Source organism: Sphingobium fluminis (assembly GCF_037723805.1).
Lineage (GTDB): Bacteria > Pseudomonadota > Alphaproteobacteria > Sphingomonadales > Sphingomonadaceae > Sphingobium.
On sequence record NZ_JBBJUK010000001.1, the window covers coordinates 836,811 to 854,290 of the forward strand.

Sequence of the window (17,480 nt, forward strand, 5' to 3'; positions counted from 1 at the left end):
CGTCAGATTTCGAAATTGATCATCTGCGCCATGATGAAGGCGCCGATGCCCATCCAGCACATGCCGCCGATGCCGACGACCTGCATCAGGCTGAGCCCGAAAGTGCCTGCCGGGTCGGGCGTGTAGAAGGGGCTCATATAATTGAAGTTGATGTAGCTGATCATGCCGAACACCAGGAAAGGCAGCGCGCCGATAATATAAGCGGACGCCTTGGACTCCGATGACATCGCGCGAATCTTGAGCTTCATCTGCGCGCGCTGGCGCAGCACCGTGGCGAGGTTGGACAGGGTTTCAGCGAGGTTGCCGCCGGTTTCGCGCTGGATCGCCAGCGTGATCACGAAGAACTGGAATTCGGCCGTGCCCAGCCTGTCGGCGGTTTCCTGCAACGCCTGCTCCATCGTCCTGCCGATCTTGATCCGCTCGGTGATGAGCTTGAACTCTTCGCCCAGAGGGCCGGGCACCTCGCTCGACACGATACCCAGTGTCTCGGCGATCGGCAGGCCCGAACGAAGGCCGCGCACCAGCAGTTCGAGGGCATCGGGGAATTTCGCGTTGAATTTCTGAATCCGCTTGGCGATCATTCGCCCGATCCACCAGTGGGGCAGGCCGAGGCCGGCTGCCAGGCCGATCATCACGGCGAACAAAGGCGGAAAGCCACGCATCATCAGCAGAGCCGCTATCGCCAGGACAATGCCGGCACTCACGCCCATATATTGGCTGAGCGTCCACTTCTTGCCCGTCATGCGGATGCGTTTGGTCAAATTTTCGGGATTAGGGATCAGCGACACGAGCATCGTGGCTTCAGCACCGGTCGCCCGGTTGGAAATTGCCTTGCGCATTCTCGCTTCCAGCAAAGCCTCGGCGGAATCACTGTGGCGGCCGCGGATCAGGGCGATCCGGCGTTTGCGCGCCGCTTCCGGTGAAGGACCAGCGACAGCCATATAGACCAGACCCATGAGGGTGGTCAGCAGTATCGCCATCAGGATGAGCTTGCCGTCCATATTTCCGCCTGTTCCGCTTTAGGAATTCACGTCGCCAGCCGGGTGGCGCGTCGCATCAATCTTCCAATATGGTCGCTTTACGCCGCGACGGGATCATTCCCCTGAAGTCGCCGATCTTGCCGAGCAGGGAATCTCCCTTTTTCCGGGCGGCCTTGCCGGGGCCGGGCGCGCTGTCGTCGGGAGCCGCGCCGATCACCGCATCGAACAGCGTCGTGCAGGCCGCGCCCACTTTGCTGCCCTTGGCAGTTTCCGCGAGCGTCTTGCCAAGTTTCGCCGCCTGCGCAGCGATGCGCAGGTCGAACGGAATGACGACATCGACCTTCCGTTCGATCGACTGTTCGAAATCCTTGCGGGTGATTTCGGGCGCGCCGGGATGGACGCGGTTGGCGACCACCAGCACGCGGGACTGCGGCGAGTGCGTTTTCAGCCATGACAAGATGCGGATCGAATCGCGCGCCGCCGCCAGCGTCAGCTCGGTCACAACAAGCGTCACATTGACGTCGTTCATAAGGTGCGGGTGCTGGATCAGCATGCCGCGCGGCAGATCGATGACGCTGCATTCGAACGCTGCCCGGAATTCTTCGAGCAACTGATAGAAGGCCCCGCCGTCCGTCAGCATCGGCTGGCTGATCGGCGCTTCGGCGGACAGGATCGCCAGTGTTTCGCTGGCCCGCACCATGGCGCGCTCGATAAACAGACCGTCGATGCGGCTCGGATTTTCAATCGCGTCGGTCAGGCCGCGTCCCGGTTCCAGGTCCATGGCCAGCGCATTGGTGCCGAAATGGACATCCAGATCGAGCAGCGCGGTGGGCCGTTTCTTTTTCTCGCTCATCATCCAGGCCAGCGACGTGGCGATGCTCGACGCACCCGTGCCCCCACGGGTGCCGATGACGGCGACGGTCATGTGCGGTCGCTCCGGCGCTGCATCGCGCGGGGCCATGAAGACGGCCTGCGCCTGCGTCAGCGCGTCGCGGACCTGATCGGCCCCAAAGGGCTTTAGCAGATAATCCTGAATGCCGCTTGCTACGAGATCGCGATAAAGCCGTACGTCGTTGACCTGGCCCGCAGCGATCACCACCGTGCCGGGTTCGCATACTTCGGCGAGGCTGTTGATATCGTTCAGCGGATCGCCGCTTTCAGACATGTCGACGAACAGGATTTGCGGGCTGGCCGTGATCGACAGGCTCTGCACCGCATTGCGCATGCCGCCCTTGTTCACTTTTTCGGGCGCCCAGCCGAGATCGGCCGCGACCGATCGCAGCAGATCGAAACTATGTTCGTCGCAGACGAAGGCATGGAAGGGATCACGCGGGCCGGCATGGCCGGGTTTCCAGGGAGCGTTCATCTCACTTGCCTCCGTCGAGTGTCTTGAGATCGCCCGATCCGGTCGGCGCTTTCTCTCGATAGGTGGAGATGGCGCGGTTCGACGTTGCCGTGCGCAAGCCGCTGTCGCTCGTCTGGCCCCGCACGAGATCCTCGGGGTTGGCGATCATGGCGGCGAGATTGCTGTTTACGCCGCAGCCGAAGTTGGAGGACGTGCCCAACTGCGGATCGGTTTCGCTCTTGGTGCTCCAGTCGGGGCAGCCAGGGACGCTCGCGGTCGCACGACGCACGATCAGGCGAACTGCGCCGTCCGGTGCGACGCCCGCCGCAGCCGAGCTGTCCTCGCCCACAAGCAGCCCGTGCCGGGCCACCAGATCGGCAATGCCCTCACGCAGGCTGGGGCTGTAATAGCCCGCATCGGTCACGATCGCGACCTGATCGCCGTAGGAAAGATTGATAGAGGCGAACCAGTCGTTGAGGCGTCGGGCTTCATAGCTGGGCAGGCCTCCATCGCGGCTCGACTGCACGTCGAACGTGTAGGAGGTGTAGCTCACCACCGGCTGATGGATCGATTCCAAGCTCCGATTGCTCGTCGTTTCGCAGGCAGCGAGCGGGAGGGCGAGGAGAGCGATCGCGCTGAGGCGGACAGCGACGCGGAAGGGGGCCTTGCGGGACATAAAAGTCATGTCTTTCGTCCTTCGATCAGAAGCTGAAGCCGGGGGCCGCGCCGCCCGATTTGCCGGAGCGCTTGCCTGCATCGCGTGACGCGACCGGGGGCAGCGCAGCGGAAGCCTGCGGCCCGGGGCCTACCGGCACGGGCGATCCAGGCGCTCGCGTCGGCATTGCGCCGCGCGCGCCGCTGACGCCGTCCGCGCCCTGCTGAAGCAACAGGCCCTGGCCGATATCGGCGTTACGGAAGCCATCGGTCGGCAAGCGCACGTCGGACGCGTTCATCGGCTTTACCAGATAGGGCGTGACGACGATGACCAGTTCGGTTTCGTTGCGCTGGAACTGGCGCGACTTGAACAGGCTGCCGAGGATCGGGATATTACCGATGCCGGGGACCTTGCTGATCGTATTGCCGGTCTCGTTATTCAACAGGCCCGCGATCATAAACGCTTGGCCCGACCCCAGTTCGACGGTCGTTTCCGCCGTACGGCTTTTCAGGGCCGGCACCGTGGAGCTCACCGAAAAGTCCAGGCTGGACACGGTCGGACGAACCCGAAGTGAAATGCGGCCATCGGCAAGCACGGTCGGCGTGAAGGCGAGCTGCACACCATATTGCTTGAATTCGATGCTGTTGCCCGACGACGGCCCGTTGTTCACCTGATAGGGATATTCGCCGCCCGCAAGGAAACTGGCGGTCTCGCCGGACAGCGAGGTGAGGTTCGGTTGGGCCAACACTGTTGCCAAGCCTGATGACTCGGCCAAGTCTAATGCGCCAGCGATATCCATGCCAAACAAGCGGGCCACGCCGCCTAAGCTATAACCCCCATCGATGACATTATTGAATGTCCAGAAACTGGGCGTCCCAGTCGCTGTTACCGTGCCGTCCGCGTTTAATGTTTGTGTTAATGTACCGCGATTGAAGTTGGCGAAGTTTCGGCTCCCCCCACTGACCATGCCGCCAGGGGATGTATCCGCGCTCGCTATGTTCGTTCCGATTTTGTGACCAACGTCCCGTGATACCTCGGCAATCTTCACCTGCAACATGACCTGAAGCGGCGTCGCCATCAGCAGGCGGCTGACCACGGTTACATCCTTGCCGACGAACGCCTGCGTCAGGCGCTCGGCTTCGGCGGCATCCTCGGGTGCCTTGATCGTGCCCGTAAGCAGGACCATGCCGTTCATCTTGTTGACCGCGATGTTTGCACCCGGCATCGCCAGCCTCAGCATATCGTCGACGCTGGTCAGGTTGTTGCCTACGCGCACCGTGCCGGAAAACAGCACCTTGCCGTTGGTCGCCGTGGCAAAGACGGTCGTTTCACCGGGCTTCTTAGCGATCAGGTAAAGCTGGTTCTGCGAGCGGACATGAACGTCGACCACGTCCGGATTGGCGATCACCACATCCGACATCTTCGCTGTCAGGTTGATGACGCGGCTGCCGCCCACGGACATCAGGATCGCATTGTCCTGGCCCGAGGAAGGAGCAGCATTGAGCGCCGTGGTTGGGGTTGCGGCCAGCGCAACCGCCAGGCCGAGTGCGATTGCCGGGATGAGCGGCTTGACCGCCGAACGCCGGGCGAGAGTGCCTATGGTCTTCATCTCATTTCCCCCCGACCGGAACTTCGGTCACGCTGGTGCCGCGAGCGATGCGGATGACTGGTCCCCTTGGGACGGCTGCTCCGACGACCGGGCCAGCGGCACCCATCATCTGGGGCATGGCCGCGTCCGCCTTGGCGGGGACGGAGCTGCGCTGATAGCGTGATACGTCGGCGCCGGTGGAGAAGGTCGACCCACGGTCAACCGGCCGCGCGGCCAGCTTGGCGAGGATCGACTTTTCCGCCTTGGGATCGCTGCCGTCGGGCAGGGCCACGTCGCTCCCGGCGATGGCCGCATCCAGATCGGACGCGGTGTCGGCGATGGAACGCAGCGACAGCGAGAGCGAGCCTACGGTCTGTGCGACCGCGATCTTCTCGGCGATCTTGGGCGTCACTTCGATCGTGACGTTCGAATAGGTCTGGACAACCGGCTTGCCATCCGGACCCATCGCATCGGTGCGCTGATCGGTTGCAAGCACGCGCAGGTTGCGCAGGATCGTTTCGGATACTTTGAGCGGCGCTCCGTCGCCGCCGCCAGCCACGCTCTGCGTCAGCACGAGGTCGACGCGATCGCCGGGGAAGACGAAGCCTGCAACCGAGCTTTGCGCGGACACCGGGACCGTCACGGCGCGCATGCCTGCGCCAAGCGCTGCTGCAAGAAAACCGCGATCGCCCGGCTTGATCAGCGATCCTTGTGTCAGGGGCTGTCCGGCCGAAATGTCGTTGCGGACGACGCTGCCTGCGAGCTTGGCGGGATCGGCCTGACCCTTGAGATAATAGACCTGTTCGATCAGATCTTTGGGCCATGGCTGGAAGCGGAAGCTTTCCGCGTCAAGGATGGTGCCGACCGGCAACGCCTTGGTCGCGACCAGCACATGCGGCTGGTCCGCGTCCGGCATCGCCGCAGCGTTCACCTGCGGTGCGCCTGACGAGCTGAGCATGCTGCGCGCCAGCAGGGCTGTCGTGATCGCTATGATCAGCGCCCCTACCAACAGCACGATTTTCTTTGCATCCATGACGAAATTCGCCTCCCTTAAGCGGGTGCAGAGCCCCCTGCCGTCCACTCATCACGCAAATTGGTTAAAATATCGTTCGCCAAGCAACCAAAGGGCCGCCAACGAGATGGCTACACCGTAAGGAATTTCCGGTTGTCCCAAGCGTTTAGTCACTCGGTGATGGATCACGGTGGCGAGCGTCACCACCCCGCCGAGCACCGCCATCAGCACCAGCAGCGAGACAACTGCCTGCCACGGGAACCACAGCGACAGGGCCGCGAGCAGCTTGACGTCTCCACCACCCATCCACCCAAGCGCGAACAGCGCCGCGAACAGCCCGAAGATGATCAGGCCGATCGCTAATTGCGTCACCATGCCCGGCCACACCGGCAGACCGCAGCTAAGCCACCACAAGGGGGCCAGCACCGCGATCATGACATTGAGCCGGTTCGAGATGATCCGTGATCGCAAATCGGTGATCGCTGCCGTGATCAGCAGTCCGCCCAGAGCGCAGATCAGCGCCAGCTTGAAATATTCCCCGATCATGGGGGTCAGGGTATAGACCGGATGGCTTACCAAACCTTTACCAAGAAGGCAGGCGGCGCGGGCATTTTCACGCGCTGATCCGAAAAACCTGCCCGATATGAATCAATATCATAGCTCCGGCAGGCAAAACTTTTCGGGCCGGAATGCGCCTACGCAACGCACCCGGCCCTATCAAGCGAAGGGATAAGCTTCGGATGACTGGTGAAACCAATACCATATTGCCCGGCGTTTGCTATCGGGACGGCAAGCCGACCGCCGCAGACTATAACGAGGCGATCACCGATTTATTGGCTGCCAAGCATCAGCTTCTCTCTGGCCAAATGATGGGTTGCGATGTCTGCGGCGATAGCGGTCACGCCTCTCAAGATGGTTGCCATCATGATCCGCTTGTACTGGCTCGCCAATATGCAGCAGCAACGAGTATATGGTGCTGTTGGCATTGCGGCTTCACCGCGCACAATGAGGATGAAGCGAATAGCCATTTTGGTCTAGCGGGCACCGAGCACCCGGTTTGCATCTCCGGCCTAATCAATGTGCTTCATCGATTCACGCAATGGCTTGAGCGCGCCGACGACCCTGCGGATGACGCTTCGTATCTGAACGGCGAGCATGCTGAGCAGCGGGCAACCGGCCGCAATGGCTGGGATGATATCCGCGAGATCGCCGCCGACGCTCGCGTGTTGCTGGGGCCAAAGCTATGACCATGCCAATCGAACGGCTTATTGCGGCCGCGCCAGCTTGGACCGACGAGACGTGGGCGCAGCGGCTAGACGCGGCGGCATCGCTCCTATTCCTGCACGGCTATATCCCGCAATCCACCCGCGCCGCGATCACCAGGCGGATCGAAGGGCAGTTCCAGAGAGCGATTGAAAACGGCGATATCGTTGAACGCCTCACCCCTAACCCAAAAGGGGCGGGCCGTGGGTGAGGGGGTTTATTCCGCAAATGTCTGGCGACCTAAGCAGGGTACGGGATGGAAGCACCCAGAGGGAAAATGCCACGCGTCCGTTTCCTCGGGCGGTTATTATTCGCACATGTGCGGCAAGCCCGCCAAGGTGAAATGCTCCATTACTTCATGGGGACGAAGCGAAGGCATCCACGAGTTTTGTGGAGTGCACGATCCTATCAGGGCGGCGGCTCGCAAAAAAGCGCGGGATGAGAAGTGGCGCGCAAAATGGGATTTAGAGGAAGCCCGCCGCGCCGAATCTGGCCGCCTGCAAAGGCTTCGAGAGGCCGCACTGGCTGCGATCATACAGATAGCAGCCGGATATAACGATGCGCGTGGCCTCGCTCAATCGGTGCTTGATGAACACGCAGCCACAGGAGACCCCACCCATGACTGACACGAACTTGATGGAACTGGCGGAGGCACGTCTCGAACGAACCAGAGACATCGTCGGTGGCCTGCTAACTGAAGTCGCGATGCTCTTTAAGGGCCGCCCGAAAATCACACTGCTTGTTCGGCATCCTGATTTAGAAGCGGTGGGTAAAGACGCCGATTTCGTGATGACCGATGACACGTTGCAAGCTGCTATCGAAGCGCTCCAGCGGCGCGCCCAGGTGCAGCCATGAGCGGGGTGGAAGAGATCGCGGCGGGGCTGACGGAGGCGCAGCGGTTCACCATAACCGGCTGCATTCGACACTCCTACGGGCAACGCTTGTTGACCCAAGGCATGACGACAACCCTAAAAGCATTGGAGCGTAAAGGCCTGACTACTTGCCTTTCTAGTCTCACCCCCCTCGGCCTCGCAGTCCGCGCACACCTGAAAGGGGAGGAATGATGGCTTACGCTGAAAACACTACCGTGCCGGCTGAAAAGTCGATGGCTGATATTGTCGCGGTCATCAAAAAGGCTGGCGGCACTCGGGTCGCGCAGATGGATGATACCGATGCTTTGGCGGTGCAATTCTTCCTTACGGAGCGCATGCTTCGGTTCCGAGTTCCCGTCGCAACTGCCGATCAGATGCCGACCCGTGACAACGGCAACAACCGCTATACAGATATTCCTTTATCGGCCCGCCAAAAGAAGGCGGATGCGATCCGCCGACAGCGCGCGCGAGCATTGTTGCTCGTCATAAAGGCTAAGCTGGAAAGCGTTGAAAGCGGCGTTGAGACCTTTGACGAAGCATTTCTGCCAAACATCGTGATGAGCGATGGATCGACGATTTGGGAGCGCGTCTGTGAACCCCTGGCACTCGAATATGCGTCCGGAAAAACCATGCCGTTTCTTCTGGAAGGACCCCGATCATGACCAACCACAAAAACCCGCTGATCGAGCAGGAAAGCGAATTGACCCACGCTCATAGGGTCGTCGGCGAAATGCTCGATTATTTCGACAGTCACCGCCTTGCTACTTGGGCACCTCTAGCCGAGATCGTAATTCGTGAACGGGAAAACGCTCGCCTCGCCGCACTATCCCGCCCCCAGCCAGCCCCCGCAAGTGTTGAGGCTTTGCCACCTAATCTGCAAATATTGTTCGAGGCTGGCGACAATATCGCTGACTACCACAAGGGCCAATGGGGCTTAAAAAGGGTGGTCGTTGACGCTGCGAAACAGGAACTAGCAGCCCTCACGGCGCAGGCCCATCCTGCGGGGGAGGGTGAGGCGATGCGAGAAGCGCTGGAGCCGTTTTTGCGCGAAATTGACAGGCTTGAAAAGGAATACGGTTTTGACCGCCCCTTGCACCAAGGGCAGTGCATGATGCTTCCGCTTTCCGCACTGCTGAACCTTAAAGCAGCCGCCGGGGCAGGCCCGTCCGCCTGTTTGGTGCCGCCTGATCTAGACGGGCGCACGTTCAAGTCAGAACCTGTTGTCGATGCGCTCGACATGATGTTGGAGCATTGGGTGCAAGGCACTCAACCTACCGAAGAAGAGGGGAGGCGTGCAACTGCTGCACTGATGAGTTCAAGGCGCTCAGAACCCGGAGGTTATCTCGTTAACGGGCGGTGGATTCCGAAAGCTGGCATGTGGGCAAAAACCATAAGCGAGAGCGATGTAGTTATCCCGCTCTACGCCCATCCTGCGGGGGATGATGGCATCAAGGCCGCCCTGGCTGACCCGGTAGCAGTCCATGCCAATATGCTGCGCGGGACGATAGCTAGGCCCGATGTCCGGTCAATGATCCATATTTACGGCGAAACGGCGGTTCGAAACGCGCTGCCTGCCGTCGAGGGGGAGGCGGTGGCTTGGATGTATGAGGCTGTCACCGGAAGCGGTGCTGTCACTTTTTACAAGACACGCAGCGAATATATGGCGCGGCAGTCACCGCCACACGGGGAATGGACCGAAACCCCGCTCTACGCCCATCCTGCCCCTGCCAGCGATGTGAGGGAGGCTTTGAGCGACACCATCCTAGCCTATGAAGAGGCGGCTTACGCATGTTCGTCATGCCAGACATCGTGCGGCCCCGTTAAGGCGGTGAACGAAATTCACAGCACCGCCACAAAAGCCCTATCCACCCCTCCCGCCGAAACGGAACAGCCATGATCCAGTCCATATGCGATCGCATCATAAACGAGGTCGAGGGGACGCGGTGTGTCTTGCTGGAGGGGCATAGCGGCGTGTGTCGGGCGGACAAGGATGAGAAGGGAGAGGTAATCCGGGCAATCGCCACTTTCATACTCCGGCAGAAGCAACCCGTTCGGTCACTCAATCAGCTTAGCGGGAAGGAACTAGAGGATATCTTGGTGCGAGCGCGCAACGCCCATAGCTACGCCTGCGCCCAGGATTTCGAGGAATTGAGCAAGTTCTCGGACGATCTTAAACAGGCACGGGATGGTCAGCCATGACCGAACAACCAGACTTCGCAATCCGCGTGGTGCCGAAAGGCGCTCTTGAGGGTTCCACGCCAAAAAAGATCGTAAGGTTCGCCCGAAAACTGCGGTCATGCCGCACTTCTATCGCCGCCTTCGTGGTCATGACGCATAACCTTGATGCCGGGACGCCGCAACAGAGCATCCATTTCGCATTCTTAGTGTTTATCCTGTATCGGTCCTGCATTACCTTTATAGCCTATATGCTGGAAGCGATGGGCGATGCCTGACGCCCCGCTAGACTTCTGGAACTATCCAGCATGGCTTGGCGACGCGCGCGACAATCCCCGCGATCCGGGTTTCGAGCCGTTCTGGATGCGGGATGCGGCGCAGCCTGTTGTGGTGCAGACGCCTGTTTACGTCCAGCAATCCGGCTATGGGATAATGGTGGATAGCGGCACGTATGAATTTCGGCACTGTAGGTTTTACTAGGCTGGTCGCCACAGGAGAATGAAGATGGACGAAGTTATACGCGATTTAGCAGACGCTATTATCCACCTAAACCGAGCGTTTGCAAAACATGGGTTCAGCCCGGTTAGCGCAATCACGTTGGGGAATTTGGACGACTTTCATAGGTTCCAGGCAGTCCGACTCGACGACACATTTATGATTGTTGACCCAGCCGCCGCCTTGGAGCCGGACGTTGCCGCTAAGATATGCGGCGTGGCCATCAAGCGTCCGTCTTAAGGGCAAGCACTTCCCCCCCCCCCCTTGACCGACTCGCGAACGAAGCGCGAACATGGGGAATGCCCAATCTCCCCGACACTCATCCGCTCACAAGAGAGTTCAACGCCTTGATGAAGCAGATCGACGCTGGGCATAAAATGCATCCGATGGAGATATGGGAACTGTCGCAAGCACTTCGTGACGAAGGGGCGATAGGGTGGGCTGACAGGCTGGCGGGGTATCTGCCCAAATGATCCGCTTCCTCACCCGCCTCTGGAACTACCAGTCCGATAGCCTGTGGATATGGGTGCCGCTTTGGATGCTGGCGTTTGCGATCGTGGGCGGGTTTCTGCTCTAAAGCCCCGGACACACCCTATCGATCGCCTGTAGCGCCAGCGTGGCAGCGGCGCGGACCTTCGCCGCGTTGGTGCAGTTGACGGCGGGGACTGACGCGCAGCCGGCCAGCAGCAGGACGGGCAGGAGGAGGAAGCGCTTCATGGCTGTTCCTTTCGTGGCCGCTCAGCGGCTTGCGCGCCGGTCGCAGACGGAAGATGTTCGTCGCTCACTGCCTGGGGGATCGAGTCGTGCCGCAAATTGATATGATCGTGGTCCCAGCGCCGGACCCCGCTAAACAGACCGTGCTGGAGTTTGACGGGGACGCCGTGATCTCGTCGGGCGGAAACCTCACGTTCCGGTGCGGATCGTGCAAACGGATTCTTTTTAAGAATGTGCACGAGAACCAGGTGCAAAACGTGGTTTGCAAATGCTCGAAGTGCTCGGCCCACAATATTTTCCCGTCGCCCTAGCAGCACCACGTTATCGGGCAGATAGATGTTGTCGCTTACGACGAACCTCCCCGCTGGTAACTGGATATAGATTTTGGGTAGCGACGCCCCGGCGCGCGAGGGCTTGAAGGGGATCATGGCTTTGGTTCCGTGGCTGGAGGATCGGACGGCGGCGCGTTGGCAAGGCTCTGGCCCATCCGGTCGACGCTGCGCTGGGTCCACCGCTCCTTAATCGCACTGATGATCGCCATCAGGACCGCCGTGTAAGCTGACGCTTCGGCCGCATGGTTCATGCTGATGGCTTGTCGGATCGACATGATCATTCCGCCTGCGATAAGGCCGAGCAGCAGGATTTCGCTGAAATGATCGGTCGGCGGCTTGATGGTGACGCGCGGGATCATGAGATAAGGCCTTTCAGTGCGACGAGACGCGACTTTCGATCGGCAAGACCGTTCAGGCCGCCGTTGATCCGCCGCGTGATATCCTCCAGCAGATCCTTGTCGGCCAAGCCGTTCAGATTGCGGTTCCCCCAGAACGCGCAGGCGAGATGGAGGCCGATCGCGGGATAGGCAGCGAGGTCAGGATAGCGCTCGATATCGATGCCGATCTGCCGGCCGAACGAGCGATAGTTGTTCCGGCCCGTGATCTGGATCGGACCACGCCCCTTGAACCGCTTTCCATCGCCGGGCTGTGTGTTGCCGAGGCTGGTGTTGCCTTCATAGGCCGACCCGCTGGCGATCTCTTCCATATATTTGAACGAGCCGCTTTCGTGCCCGACCTGAGCGAGAAAGTGGGCGAGCCGAAGCGCGGTATCCATGATCCCATAGGCTGGCAGATGCACCGCCGCCGCCAATGCCAACTCGTCGGCGCGATCCTGCGAGGCGCCCATTTTCTTGAACAGCGCTGAGAACGAGACGCGGCCAAATGCTCCATCTTGTGGCACGCCAATGCGGCCTTGTAGATTTTCTCTCCAATCCATCATTCGCCTCCCTCAGTGCGCGTCGCATGCAGCCCGATCGCCGCCAGCGTCGCCTTTTCCACCGCCTCAGCCTGCTCTTGTGCAGACCGGCGCTCTTTGATCTTGGCGACCATCTCGGAAGCCTTGTCTGGTGCCATCTCGATCAGAAGAAGCAGGGCGTCGAAATTACCCGACAGGTTGTTGATCCGGTGCCGCTGCACCGCCAGTTGAGCGTCGCACAGCTTGCGCTCCCGATCGCTGCTGTCCTCCAGGCTGGTGACCCGCGTTTGCAGTTGGTTGACCAGCGTGAGGGCAACCTCGTCAGTATCTTTGCGCCGGCCACGAACATGATCGAGCCAAGTCTTCAACATGCCGCCCAAGCCGGCTCCCCCGATTAAAGTACCGATCAAACCCAGGACCGCGAACCACGTCGCTGACAGGCCGGCCATCATGCCGCCTCACCGCTCAACTGCGCGTCCATCGCCGCCGCGCGCTCCTGAAGCGCCGCCATCATCTCTTCGGGCGTGGGCATGGCGATCGGATCGACGGCCTCGATCTCGATCACGGTCAGGCGAACGCGCTTTCCGTCGCCGCGTGTAATAGTGAGATCGACGCCATCTGCATCGATTTCGATGGTCTGCTGATGAGGGTATCGGGCCGCAGCCATGCGCAGCGCATTCGCGATCATATTGGTCATTTCGACGCAAAGGTCAGCGTCTTGCGGAATGGTCATGGATCAGTTCCTTACGGCACGGGCCACGGGGGCGACGGAATAGGTGATGGCGACAGCCTGACCGGGTTTCAGACGGACCAGCGGTACGGAAGAACTTGCGATCGTGCTGGCATTGAGGGTCACGTCAGAAATGGTCCCGCCGATCAGGTACAGGTCGACGGGCTCGCAGCCGGCGGTATAGGTCCAGGGCGAGGCCCCGACCGTTGCCGTGACGATCGGCAACTGGTCGTTATAGCCGTCATTGTTCGTGATTCTGAGCTGGGCACCCGTACTCGACCCGAGGTTCTCGATCGAGGTCAGGGTGTTGTTCTTCAGGTTGTTGCCATCGATGACGCCGGTCGGAGCTGCCCCCGCCACGATCTCGATAGCGATCAAGTTTGCGCCGCGACCCGAGGTCGTGCCCATCGTGTTGTTGCGGACATTGATGTTCGTCGGCGCGCCGACGAAGCGAATGCCATAGCCATTGCTGCCGAAGTTCGAGGCTGCGACCTGAAGGTCCTTGACCCCGGCGCCATTGACCAGAATGCCGTCAACCGCATTGTCCAGCGCCTCACAGCCGATGAACTTGGGCGCATTGATGACGCCCGCGCCCGTGGGAGCAAGGACGCAGCCCGACGCATTTGCCGACAGACCGAACCAGCACGCGATGAAGTTGATGCTGTGAACGCCGCCTGCCGGGGTGATCTCGACATTGGAGACGTTCGTGCCGCTGCTGATCGCGCCCGAGCTATCGAAATAGACGTTGGTGCAGGTGATCGCATAGGCGTTCTGGGAGGCTGGCGTATCGACCCACAATGTCTTGCCATGGCCGGTAAGATTGCTGTCCGCGATCTGGGCTGTGTCGCCATTGCGCAGGCGGATACCGAAGTCGGGTTGAGGGATGCCATAGGCACCCGTCATCGACCCGTTCTTGAACGAGAAGCCGGCGTAATTGTGGGCGATGATCCCGCCGTTGCCGGCTCCAGCCTGCGGCTGCGAGAAATGGCATCCGTCAAAGCGCGGCAGGGTAGTTATTGGCTGTGAGTAGTCGCCAATTTCGACGCCGACCGCGTAGTTCGTGAAGTTGACCCGCTCAAAGACCGGGAAATTCTTGATCGCCTTGACGAAGGGCTTGCCCAGGGTCCGCGTGACCCCGCCGTGCAAACGAATATTTCGGAAGGTATTGGCCGCGCCGGTGGTGATGACCGCGTTGGCGTCGAACACGAACACCGTCGCATACGTGCCGGATCCGACAATAACGATGCCATCGGGCAGCGTGAAGCTGGTGGCGATCTTGAAGACGCCAGCGGGGAACCGGATTTCACCGCCATAGGGCAGCCGCTCAGTCGCTGCTGCAAGGATGCTTGCGACGCAATCGACAGCGCCGGTAGGGTCCGCACCATATTGCGTGGTGGCCCAGACGAAGTTCGCTATCTCCGCTTCGACCGTGGACGGGACCTGAGAGGCCGTCGCCTTATACTTGCCGACGAGTGCGGCGCCCTGGCTAGACGTGATGCTAGCCAGCAAGGCCGCCAGCGTCGCAATGGCATTGCCGACAAAGCTAGTGGTCGAAATCTTTGTGGTGCTGTCGCCGGCCGTGGGCGTCGGGGCTGTGGGTGTGCCGGTGAAGGCCGGACTGGCATACGGTGCCTTGAGCGCGAACTGGCCTGCCTGCGCGGTGGACACCGGCTTATCCGCATCTGCTGTATTATCAACATTGCCGAGGCCGACGTGGCCCTTGGTTATCCCCGTGGGCGTGCCCGTGAATGCGGGGCTTGCAAGCGGGGCCTTTAGAGCCAGCGCAGTAGCTTGGGCGGTAGATACCGGCTTATTCGCGTCCGACGTATTGTCGGCGTTCGCCAGGCCGACATGGGCCTTCGTGATGCCAGTCGGGGTTCCGGTAAAGGCGGGGCTCGCCAGCGGTGCTTTGAGCGCAAGCTCAAGGTCCTGCGCATTTACTGCCTCGATCGCCGCGTTGGTCTTTACCGCGCCGGTGCGGAGATCGTCACCCGTCCCGTCATCGGACGTGGTGCCGATGTTGATGGTTTCAAGATCGAGCGCCATTACGCAACGCCCGTGGCGTGGACGAAGGCGGCGGTGACTTCCGCGCTCTGCTGACGGCCGATACCCTCGGGGTGAATCTGATCTGTCAGCGATAGCGTCTGCATCCGGCTCGACGCATCGATGGCGAGCGCCGATGTGGCCCAACCCACTTCCTGGCTCATATGAGCATAGGACGGGATGACGAACAGGCGCGTATCGCCAGCGGCCACATCCACCGCCACAAGCTCCATCAGCCGCAGCAGCAGGTTCCAGCGATCCGTGTTCCAGTCCGTCACCGCATTGGCGTTCAGGCCCTCGCCGTAGAAGCCAAAGCCGATTTTCGCGGTGGGGCAGGCGGCGCGGATCTGATCGCGCATGATCCGGTAACCGCGCTCATACTGAGCCAGCGTCTCGGCAGGGTCCTGTTGCGAGATATCGTTGCGACCAAGATTGATGATGACGTGGGTCGGGTCCGCAAAGCCGAAGCGGTCGAGGTAAAAGCGGAAGTCGAAGATATAGCCGTTCTTGACGAAGGCCGCATTGTCCCCGCCCACAGCCGCGCGGATATAGGGGTTCTTGCCGAGCTTGCCGTTGTCGTCAGCCGCGCGATAGGTCGCCTCACTGCCCACCGCGAGCGGGGTGAGGAAGTCGGTATGCTCGTTGATATAGTCGGCGAACTCAGCGCCCTCCCGCCCTTCGCCGCCATAGGAAGGCGCGGAAGGCGTGCCGCCGCCATTATTGTTCATCGTGCCGATGCAACTGGCGGTGTAGCCGATCGCGGCAAGGATTTGCGTGGCCCGCATCGGCTGCTCGCGGTTCGTGATGCTGTCGCCGATGAAATGCAGCCGGCGGACGCCAGACCCCGTTGGTGCGCCGATGCGGAAAGTGACCGGCACGCGCAGGCGCTGGCCGATATTGGCATGGCGGCGGATCACGATCTGGCCCGTTGCACCATCGGTGATCAACGCCGGGTCGATATCGATCTGCGATCCACCCTGCCGTGCGAAGGGCAAGACAGCCCCGCCGGCATCATTGACGCTCACGGTCGCCGTCAGCGCCAGCTCGTCGGTTTTCGTCTTGAGCAACTGGCGCGGATAGAAGGGGAGAGGTCTGCCCTTGATCCCGAACATGACCGGCGGATAAGCCATGTTCGCGACCGCATCGGGAAAGTCATTGGCGTTGATGTTGAATGCCGGGCGCTCGGAGAAATGGGCCTGCATGCCGACAATATTTGCGCTCGCTCCGGTGTCGGCTTGGTTCTCGCCCATATCCTGACCGGCGAGGTACCCCTCGAAACTGTCCCAAGGCACTTCGAAGCGCGCCGAATAGGTCGCGGCCCGTGCGGACAATATCTCTTCGAGCTTGCCCTGGATGACCGTCGTCTGACCGCCATCATGCCGGGCATAGACCTGGGGGACGCCGTACACGTCATCGGCGCTGCTCTGCATGTCCCAGCGGATGAAGGCGGTCGTGCCCTTGAAATTCGTCTTGACGAAATCCCGCCCGATGACGGCAAGCCCGTTGACCGCGCCTTTCCACCCCTTTGTATGCCCGCGCGCCAGCAAGGCCGCATCGGTGATGGCGGCATAGGCGGCGCCGGAGCTTGGATAGGGAATGGCGTCCGCGTCGTCCATCGTGTGGCCGCCGGTGAACATGTTGGGCTGGGCCTGCGCGTTGATAAGCGCGATCTCGGCGGTGATGTCCTCCCAATCGATGATCTCGATATCGGTCTGGTGCCCCGCGCCGAAGGTATAGACGAACGGCACGAAATAGCGGGCGTTTGACGGGGCGGTGAAGTCGATGCCGAGGCCGGATTCGCGCGAGACGGTGAACTGCACATCATAGGCCCCGGCGGACACTTGCAGCACTTTGTCCTCGAACACCCCGAAGCTGATTTCGGCCTTGGCGTTGGTTAGCCAGGAAGCGCTGAACCGGATCACGTCGGCGGTCGGGTTCGTGGAATTAACCTGGCGTTTCACGCGGTAGCGCAGGCGATAGATGCGGTCCGCCTCCATCGCCACGCGCTCGCGCAAGGCCGTCCTGTCGTTCCCGGTCACGCGCAGCACCCGGCGATCGGCATTGTTCACGACGGTTCCGACAGGGGGCGGGGATACGTCCGCCTCGCCCTGCGAATAGGAGGTGAAGCGCATCAGGCTATCGCCCGGAAGGCCCTGCGTCTGCACGGCTGCGGCGATATTGGCCTTGAGGTCGAGCGCGGCAGCGGTGCCGGCGAAGGCGTCTGCCACGTCGTCTGCATCGGCTTTGGTGGCGACCGTGGCGGCGAGGGCGTTTAGGGCGGTAACGTCCGCCTTGCCGGAGAGCGGGTTCGCCAGCGCGGTTGTGACGAGGACCCGGCGCACAGAGGAAATGCTCATGGG

23 protein-coding genes are annotated in these 17,480 nt (G+C 61.1%); 9 read left to right on the forward strand and 14 right to left on the reverse strand.

Features of this window, described 5'->3' with window-relative positions:
• Nucleotides 1–2 precede the first annotated feature (2 nt).
• Genes WG907_RS04195 through WG907_RS04220 form a run of 6 tightly spaced genes read right to left on the reverse strand, consistent with a single transcriptional unit; the run spans nucleotide 3 to nucleotide 6,126 of the window.
• Complete coding sequence (locus tag WG907_RS04195; protein WP_340231351.1) at nucleotides 3–1,001, reverse strand: type II secretion system F family protein; 999 nt, start codon at nucleotides 999–1,001, stop codon at nucleotides 3–5.
• A 55-nt stretch (nucleotides 1,002–1,056) separates the two neighbouring features.
• Complete coding sequence (locus tag WG907_RS04200; protein WP_340231352.1) at nucleotides 1,057–2,346, reverse strand: pilus assembly protein CpaE; 1,290 nt, start codon at nucleotides 2,344–2,346, stop codon at nucleotides 1,057–1,059.
• A gap of 1 nt (nucleotide 2,347) precedes the next feature.
• Nucleotides 2,348–3,010 (reverse strand): CpaD family pilus assembly protein, encoded by a 663-nt coding sequence (locus WG907_RS04205; RefSeq protein WP_340231353.1) that lies wholly within the window; start codon nucleotides 3,008–3,010, stop codon nucleotides 2,348–2,350.
• A 16-nt stretch (nucleotides 3,011–3,026) separates the two neighbouring features.
• A complete protein-coding gene (locus tag WG907_RS04210) occupies nucleotides 3,027–4,589 on the reverse strand; it encodes a type II and III secretion system protein family protein (RefSeq protein ID WP_340231354.1) in 1,563 nt (520 codons plus the stop codon).
• A gap of 1 nt (nucleotide 4,590) precedes the next feature.
• The gene (gene cpaB, locus WG907_RS04215) at nucleotides 4,591–5,601 is read right to left on the reverse strand and encodes a Flp pilus assembly protein CpaB (RefSeq protein ID WP_340231355.1); all 1,011 of its coding nucleotides are present in this window, start codon (nucleotides 5,599–5,601) and stop codon (nucleotides 4,591–4,593) included.
• Nucleotides 5,602–5,652: 51 nt separating this feature from the next.
• Nucleotides 5,653–6,126, reverse strand: a complete 474-nt coding sequence (locus WG907_RS04220; RefSeq protein WP_340231356.1) for an A24 family peptidase — start codon at nucleotides 6,124–6,126, stop codon at nucleotides 5,653–5,655.
• A gap of 194 nt (nucleotides 6,127–6,320) precedes the next feature.
• Here WG907_RS04220 and WG907_RS04225 point away from each other — a divergent pair, with 194 nt between their 5' ends.
• From WG907_RS04225 to WG907_RS04265, 9 genes are all read left to right on the forward strand, one after another.
• Nucleotides 6,321–6,827: a hypothetical protein gene (locus WG907_RS04225; protein ID WP_340231357.1), complete on the forward strand. Its 507-nt coding sequence runs from the start codon at nucleotides 6,321–6,323 to the stop codon at nucleotides 6,825–6,827.
• Nucleotides 6,824–7,054: a hypothetical protein gene (locus WG907_RS04230; RefSeq protein ID WP_340231358.1), complete on the forward strand. Its 231-nt coding sequence runs from the start codon at nucleotides 6,824–6,826 to the stop codon at nucleotides 7,052–7,054. Before WG907_RS04225 ends, WG907_RS04230 begins: the two co-directional genes overlap by 4 nt.
• Nucleotides 7,047–7,469, forward strand: a complete 423-nt coding sequence (locus WG907_RS04235) for a hypothetical protein (RefSeq protein ID WP_340231359.1) — start codon at nucleotides 7,047–7,049, stop codon at nucleotides 7,467–7,469. The genes WG907_RS04230 and WG907_RS04235 overlap by 8 nt, the downstream gene beginning before the upstream one ends.
• Nucleotides 7,462–7,698, forward strand: a complete 237-nt coding sequence (locus tag WG907_RS04240; protein WP_340231360.1) for a hypothetical protein — start codon at nucleotides 7,462–7,464, stop codon at nucleotides 7,696–7,698. The genes WG907_RS04235 and WG907_RS04240 overlap by 8 nt, the downstream gene beginning before the upstream one ends.
• A 208-nt stretch (nucleotides 7,699–7,906) precedes the next feature.
• The gene (locus WG907_RS04245) at nucleotides 7,907–8,377 is read left to right on the forward strand and encodes a hypothetical protein (RefSeq protein ID WP_340231362.1); all 471 of its coding nucleotides are present in this window, start codon (nucleotides 7,907–7,909) and stop codon (nucleotides 8,375–8,377) included.
• Nucleotides 8,374–9,612 carry a hypothetical protein gene (locus WG907_RS04250; protein ID WP_340231363.1) on the forward strand — a complete coding sequence of 413 codons (1,239 nt, stop codon included), beginning with the start codon at nucleotides 8,374–8,376 and terminating at the stop codon, nucleotides 9,610–9,612. The genes WG907_RS04245 and WG907_RS04250 overlap by 4 nt, the downstream gene beginning before the upstream one ends.
• Nucleotides 9,609–9,914, forward strand: a complete 306-nt coding sequence (locus WG907_RS04255; RefSeq protein ID WP_340231364.1) for a hypothetical protein — start codon at nucleotides 9,609–9,611, stop codon at nucleotides 9,912–9,914. Before WG907_RS04250 ends, WG907_RS04255 begins: the two co-directional genes overlap by 4 nt.
• The gene (locus tag WG907_RS04260) at nucleotides 9,911–10,168 is read left to right on the forward strand and encodes a hypothetical protein (RefSeq protein ID WP_340231365.1); all 258 of its coding nucleotides are present in this window, start codon (nucleotides 9,911–9,913) and stop codon (nucleotides 10,166–10,168) included. Before WG907_RS04255 ends, WG907_RS04260 begins: the two co-directional genes overlap by 4 nt.
• Nucleotides 10,161–10,370, forward strand: a complete 210-nt coding sequence (locus WG907_RS04265) for a hypothetical protein (protein WP_340231367.1) — start codon at nucleotides 10,161–10,163, stop codon at nucleotides 10,368–10,370. Before WG907_RS04260 ends, WG907_RS04265 begins: the two co-directional genes overlap by 8 nt.
• Before the next feature lie 588 nt (nucleotides 10,371–10,958).
• Here the strand turns inward: WG907_RS04265 and WG907_RS04270 are convergent.
• From WG907_RS04270 to WG907_RS04305, 8 genes are read right to left on the reverse strand one after another with little or no spacing between them, the layout of a single operon-like run.
• Complete coding sequence (locus tag WG907_RS04270; RefSeq protein ID WP_340231369.1) at nucleotides 10,959–11,102, reverse strand: hypothetical protein; 144 nt, start codon at nucleotides 11,100–11,102, stop codon at nucleotides 10,959–10,961.
• Nucleotides 11,099–11,527, reverse strand: coding sequence for a hypothetical protein (locus WG907_RS04275; RefSeq protein ID WP_340231370.1), 429 nt, complete (start codon nucleotides 11,525–11,527; stop codon nucleotides 11,099–11,101). The genes WG907_RS04270 and WG907_RS04275 overlap by 4 nt, the downstream gene beginning before the upstream one ends.
• Nucleotides 11,524–11,790, reverse strand: a complete 267-nt coding sequence (locus WG907_RS04280; RefSeq protein ID WP_340231371.1) for a hypothetical protein — start codon at nucleotides 11,788–11,790, stop codon at nucleotides 11,524–11,526. Before WG907_RS04280 ends, WG907_RS04275 begins: the two co-directional genes overlap by 4 nt.
• The gene (locus WG907_RS04285; RefSeq protein ID WP_340231372.1) at nucleotides 11,787–12,332 is read right to left on the reverse strand and encodes a glycoside hydrolase family 19 protein; all 546 of its coding nucleotides are present in this window, start codon (nucleotides 12,330–12,332) and stop codon (nucleotides 11,787–11,789) included. The genes WG907_RS04280 and WG907_RS04285 overlap by 4 nt, the downstream gene beginning before the upstream one ends.
• 35 nt (nucleotides 12,333–12,367) lie before the next feature.
• Complete coding sequence (locus WG907_RS04290) at nucleotides 12,368–12,799, reverse strand: hypothetical protein (RefSeq protein WP_340231373.1); 432 nt, start codon at nucleotides 12,797–12,799, stop codon at nucleotides 12,368–12,370.
• The gene (locus WG907_RS04295; protein ID WP_340231374.1) at nucleotides 12,796–13,080 is read right to left on the reverse strand and encodes a hypothetical protein; all 285 of its coding nucleotides are present in this window, start codon (nucleotides 13,078–13,080) and stop codon (nucleotides 12,796–12,798) included. Before WG907_RS04295 ends, WG907_RS04290 begins: the two co-directional genes overlap by 4 nt.
• 3 nt (nucleotides 13,081–13,083) lie before the next feature.
• Entirely contained in the window at nucleotides 13,084–15,123 is a 2,040-nt protein-coding gene (locus tag WG907_RS04300; protein ID WP_340231375.1) for a pectate lyase family protein, read from the reverse strand.
• Nucleotides 15,123–17,477 (reverse strand): SGNH/GDSL hydrolase family protein, encoded by a 2,355-nt coding sequence (locus WG907_RS04305; RefSeq protein WP_340231376.1) that lies wholly within the window; start codon nucleotides 17,475–17,477, stop codon nucleotides 15,123–15,125. Before WG907_RS04305 ends, WG907_RS04300 begins: the two co-directional genes overlap by 1 nt.
• Between the last annotated feature and the right edge of the window lie 3 nt (nucleotides 17,478–17,480).

What these genes read in the sequence shown, in the direction of transcription:
- WG907_RS04260 (WP_340231365.1), top strand. Translation starts at nt 9,911, where the DNA reads ATGACCGAACAACCAGACTTCGCAATCCGCGTGGTGCCGAAAGGCGCT.
- WG907_RS04220 (WP_340231356.1), bottom strand. Translation starts at nt 6,126, where the DNA reads ATGATCGGGGAATATTTCAAGCTGGCGCTGATCTGCGCTCTGGGCGGA.
- WG907_RS04225 (WP_340231357.1), top strand. Translation starts at nt 6,321, where the DNA reads ATGACTGGTGAAACCAATACCATATTGCCCGGCGTTTGCTATCGGGAC.
- WG907_RS04205 (WP_340231353.1), bottom strand. Translation starts at nt 3,010, where the DNA reads ATGACTTTTATGTCCCGCAAGGCCCCCTTCCGCGTCGCTGTCCGCCTC.
- WG907_RS04240 (WP_340231360.1), top strand. Translation starts at nt 7,462, where the DNA reads ATGACTGACACGAACTTGATGGAACTGGCGGAGGCACGTCTCGAACGA.
- WG907_RS04255 (WP_340231364.1), top strand. Translation starts at nt 9,609, where the DNA reads ATGATCCAGTCCATATGCGATCGCATCATAAACGAGGTCGAGGGGACG.
- WG907_RS04300 (WP_340231375.1), bottom strand. Translation starts at nt 15,123, where the DNA reads ATGGCGCTCGATCTTGAAACCATCAACATCGGCACCACGTCCGATGAC.
- WG907_RS04290 (WP_340231373.1), bottom strand. Translation starts at nt 12,799, where the DNA reads ATGATGGCCGGCCTGTCAGCGACGTGGTTCGCGGTCCTGGGTTTGATC.
- WG907_RS04280 (WP_340231371.1), bottom strand. Translation starts at nt 11,790, where the DNA reads ATGATCCCGCGCGTCACCATCAAGCCGCCGACCGATCATTTCAGCGAA.
- WG907_RS04195 (WP_340231351.1), bottom strand. Translation starts at nt 1,001, where the DNA reads ATGGACGGCAAGCTCATCCTGATGGCGATACTGCTGACCACCCTCATG.
- WG907_RS04295 (WP_340231374.1), bottom strand. Translation starts at nt 13,080, where the DNA reads ATGACCATTCCGCAAGACGCTGACCTTTGCGTCGAAATGACCAATATG.
- WG907_RS04275 (WP_340231370.1), bottom strand. Translation starts at nt 11,527, where the DNA reads ATGATCCCCTTCAAGCCCTCGCGCGCCGGGGCGTCGCTACCCAAAATC.
- cpaB (WP_340231355.1), bottom strand. Translation starts at nt 5,601, where the DNA reads ATGGATGCAAAGAAAATCGTGCTGTTGGTAGGGGCGCTGATCATAGCG.
- WG907_RS04210 (WP_340231354.1), bottom strand. Translation starts at nt 4,589, where the DNA reads ATGAAGACCATAGGCACTCTCGCCCGGCGTTCGGCGGTCAAGCCGCTC.
- WG907_RS04305 (WP_340231376.1), bottom strand. Translation starts at nt 17,477, where the DNA reads ATGAGCATTTCCTCTGTGCGCCGGGTCCTCGTCACAACCGCGCTGGCG.
- WG907_RS04230 (WP_340231358.1), top strand. Translation starts at nt 6,824, where the DNA reads ATGACCATGCCAATCGAACGGCTTATTGCGGCCGCGCCAGCTTGGACC.
- WG907_RS04250 (WP_340231363.1), top strand. Translation starts at nt 8,374, where the DNA reads ATGACCAACCACAAAAACCCGCTGATCGAGCAGGAAAGCGAATTGACC.
- WG907_RS04265 (WP_340231367.1), top strand. Translation starts at nt 10,161, where the DNA reads ATGCCTGACGCCCCGCTAGACTTCTGGAACTATCCAGCATGGCTTGGC.
- WG907_RS04245 (WP_340231362.1), top strand. Translation starts at nt 7,907, where the DNA reads ATGGCTTACGCTGAAAACACTACCGTGCCGGCTGAAAAGTCGATGGCT.
- WG907_RS04270 (WP_340231369.1), bottom strand. Translation starts at nt 11,102, where the DNA reads ATGAAGCGCTTCCTCCTCCTGCCCGTCCTGCTGCTGGCCGGCTGCGCG.
- WG907_RS04200 (WP_340231352.1), bottom strand. Translation starts at nt 2,346, where the DNA reads ATGAACGCTCCCTGGAAACCCGGCCATGCCGGCCCGCGTGATCCCTTC.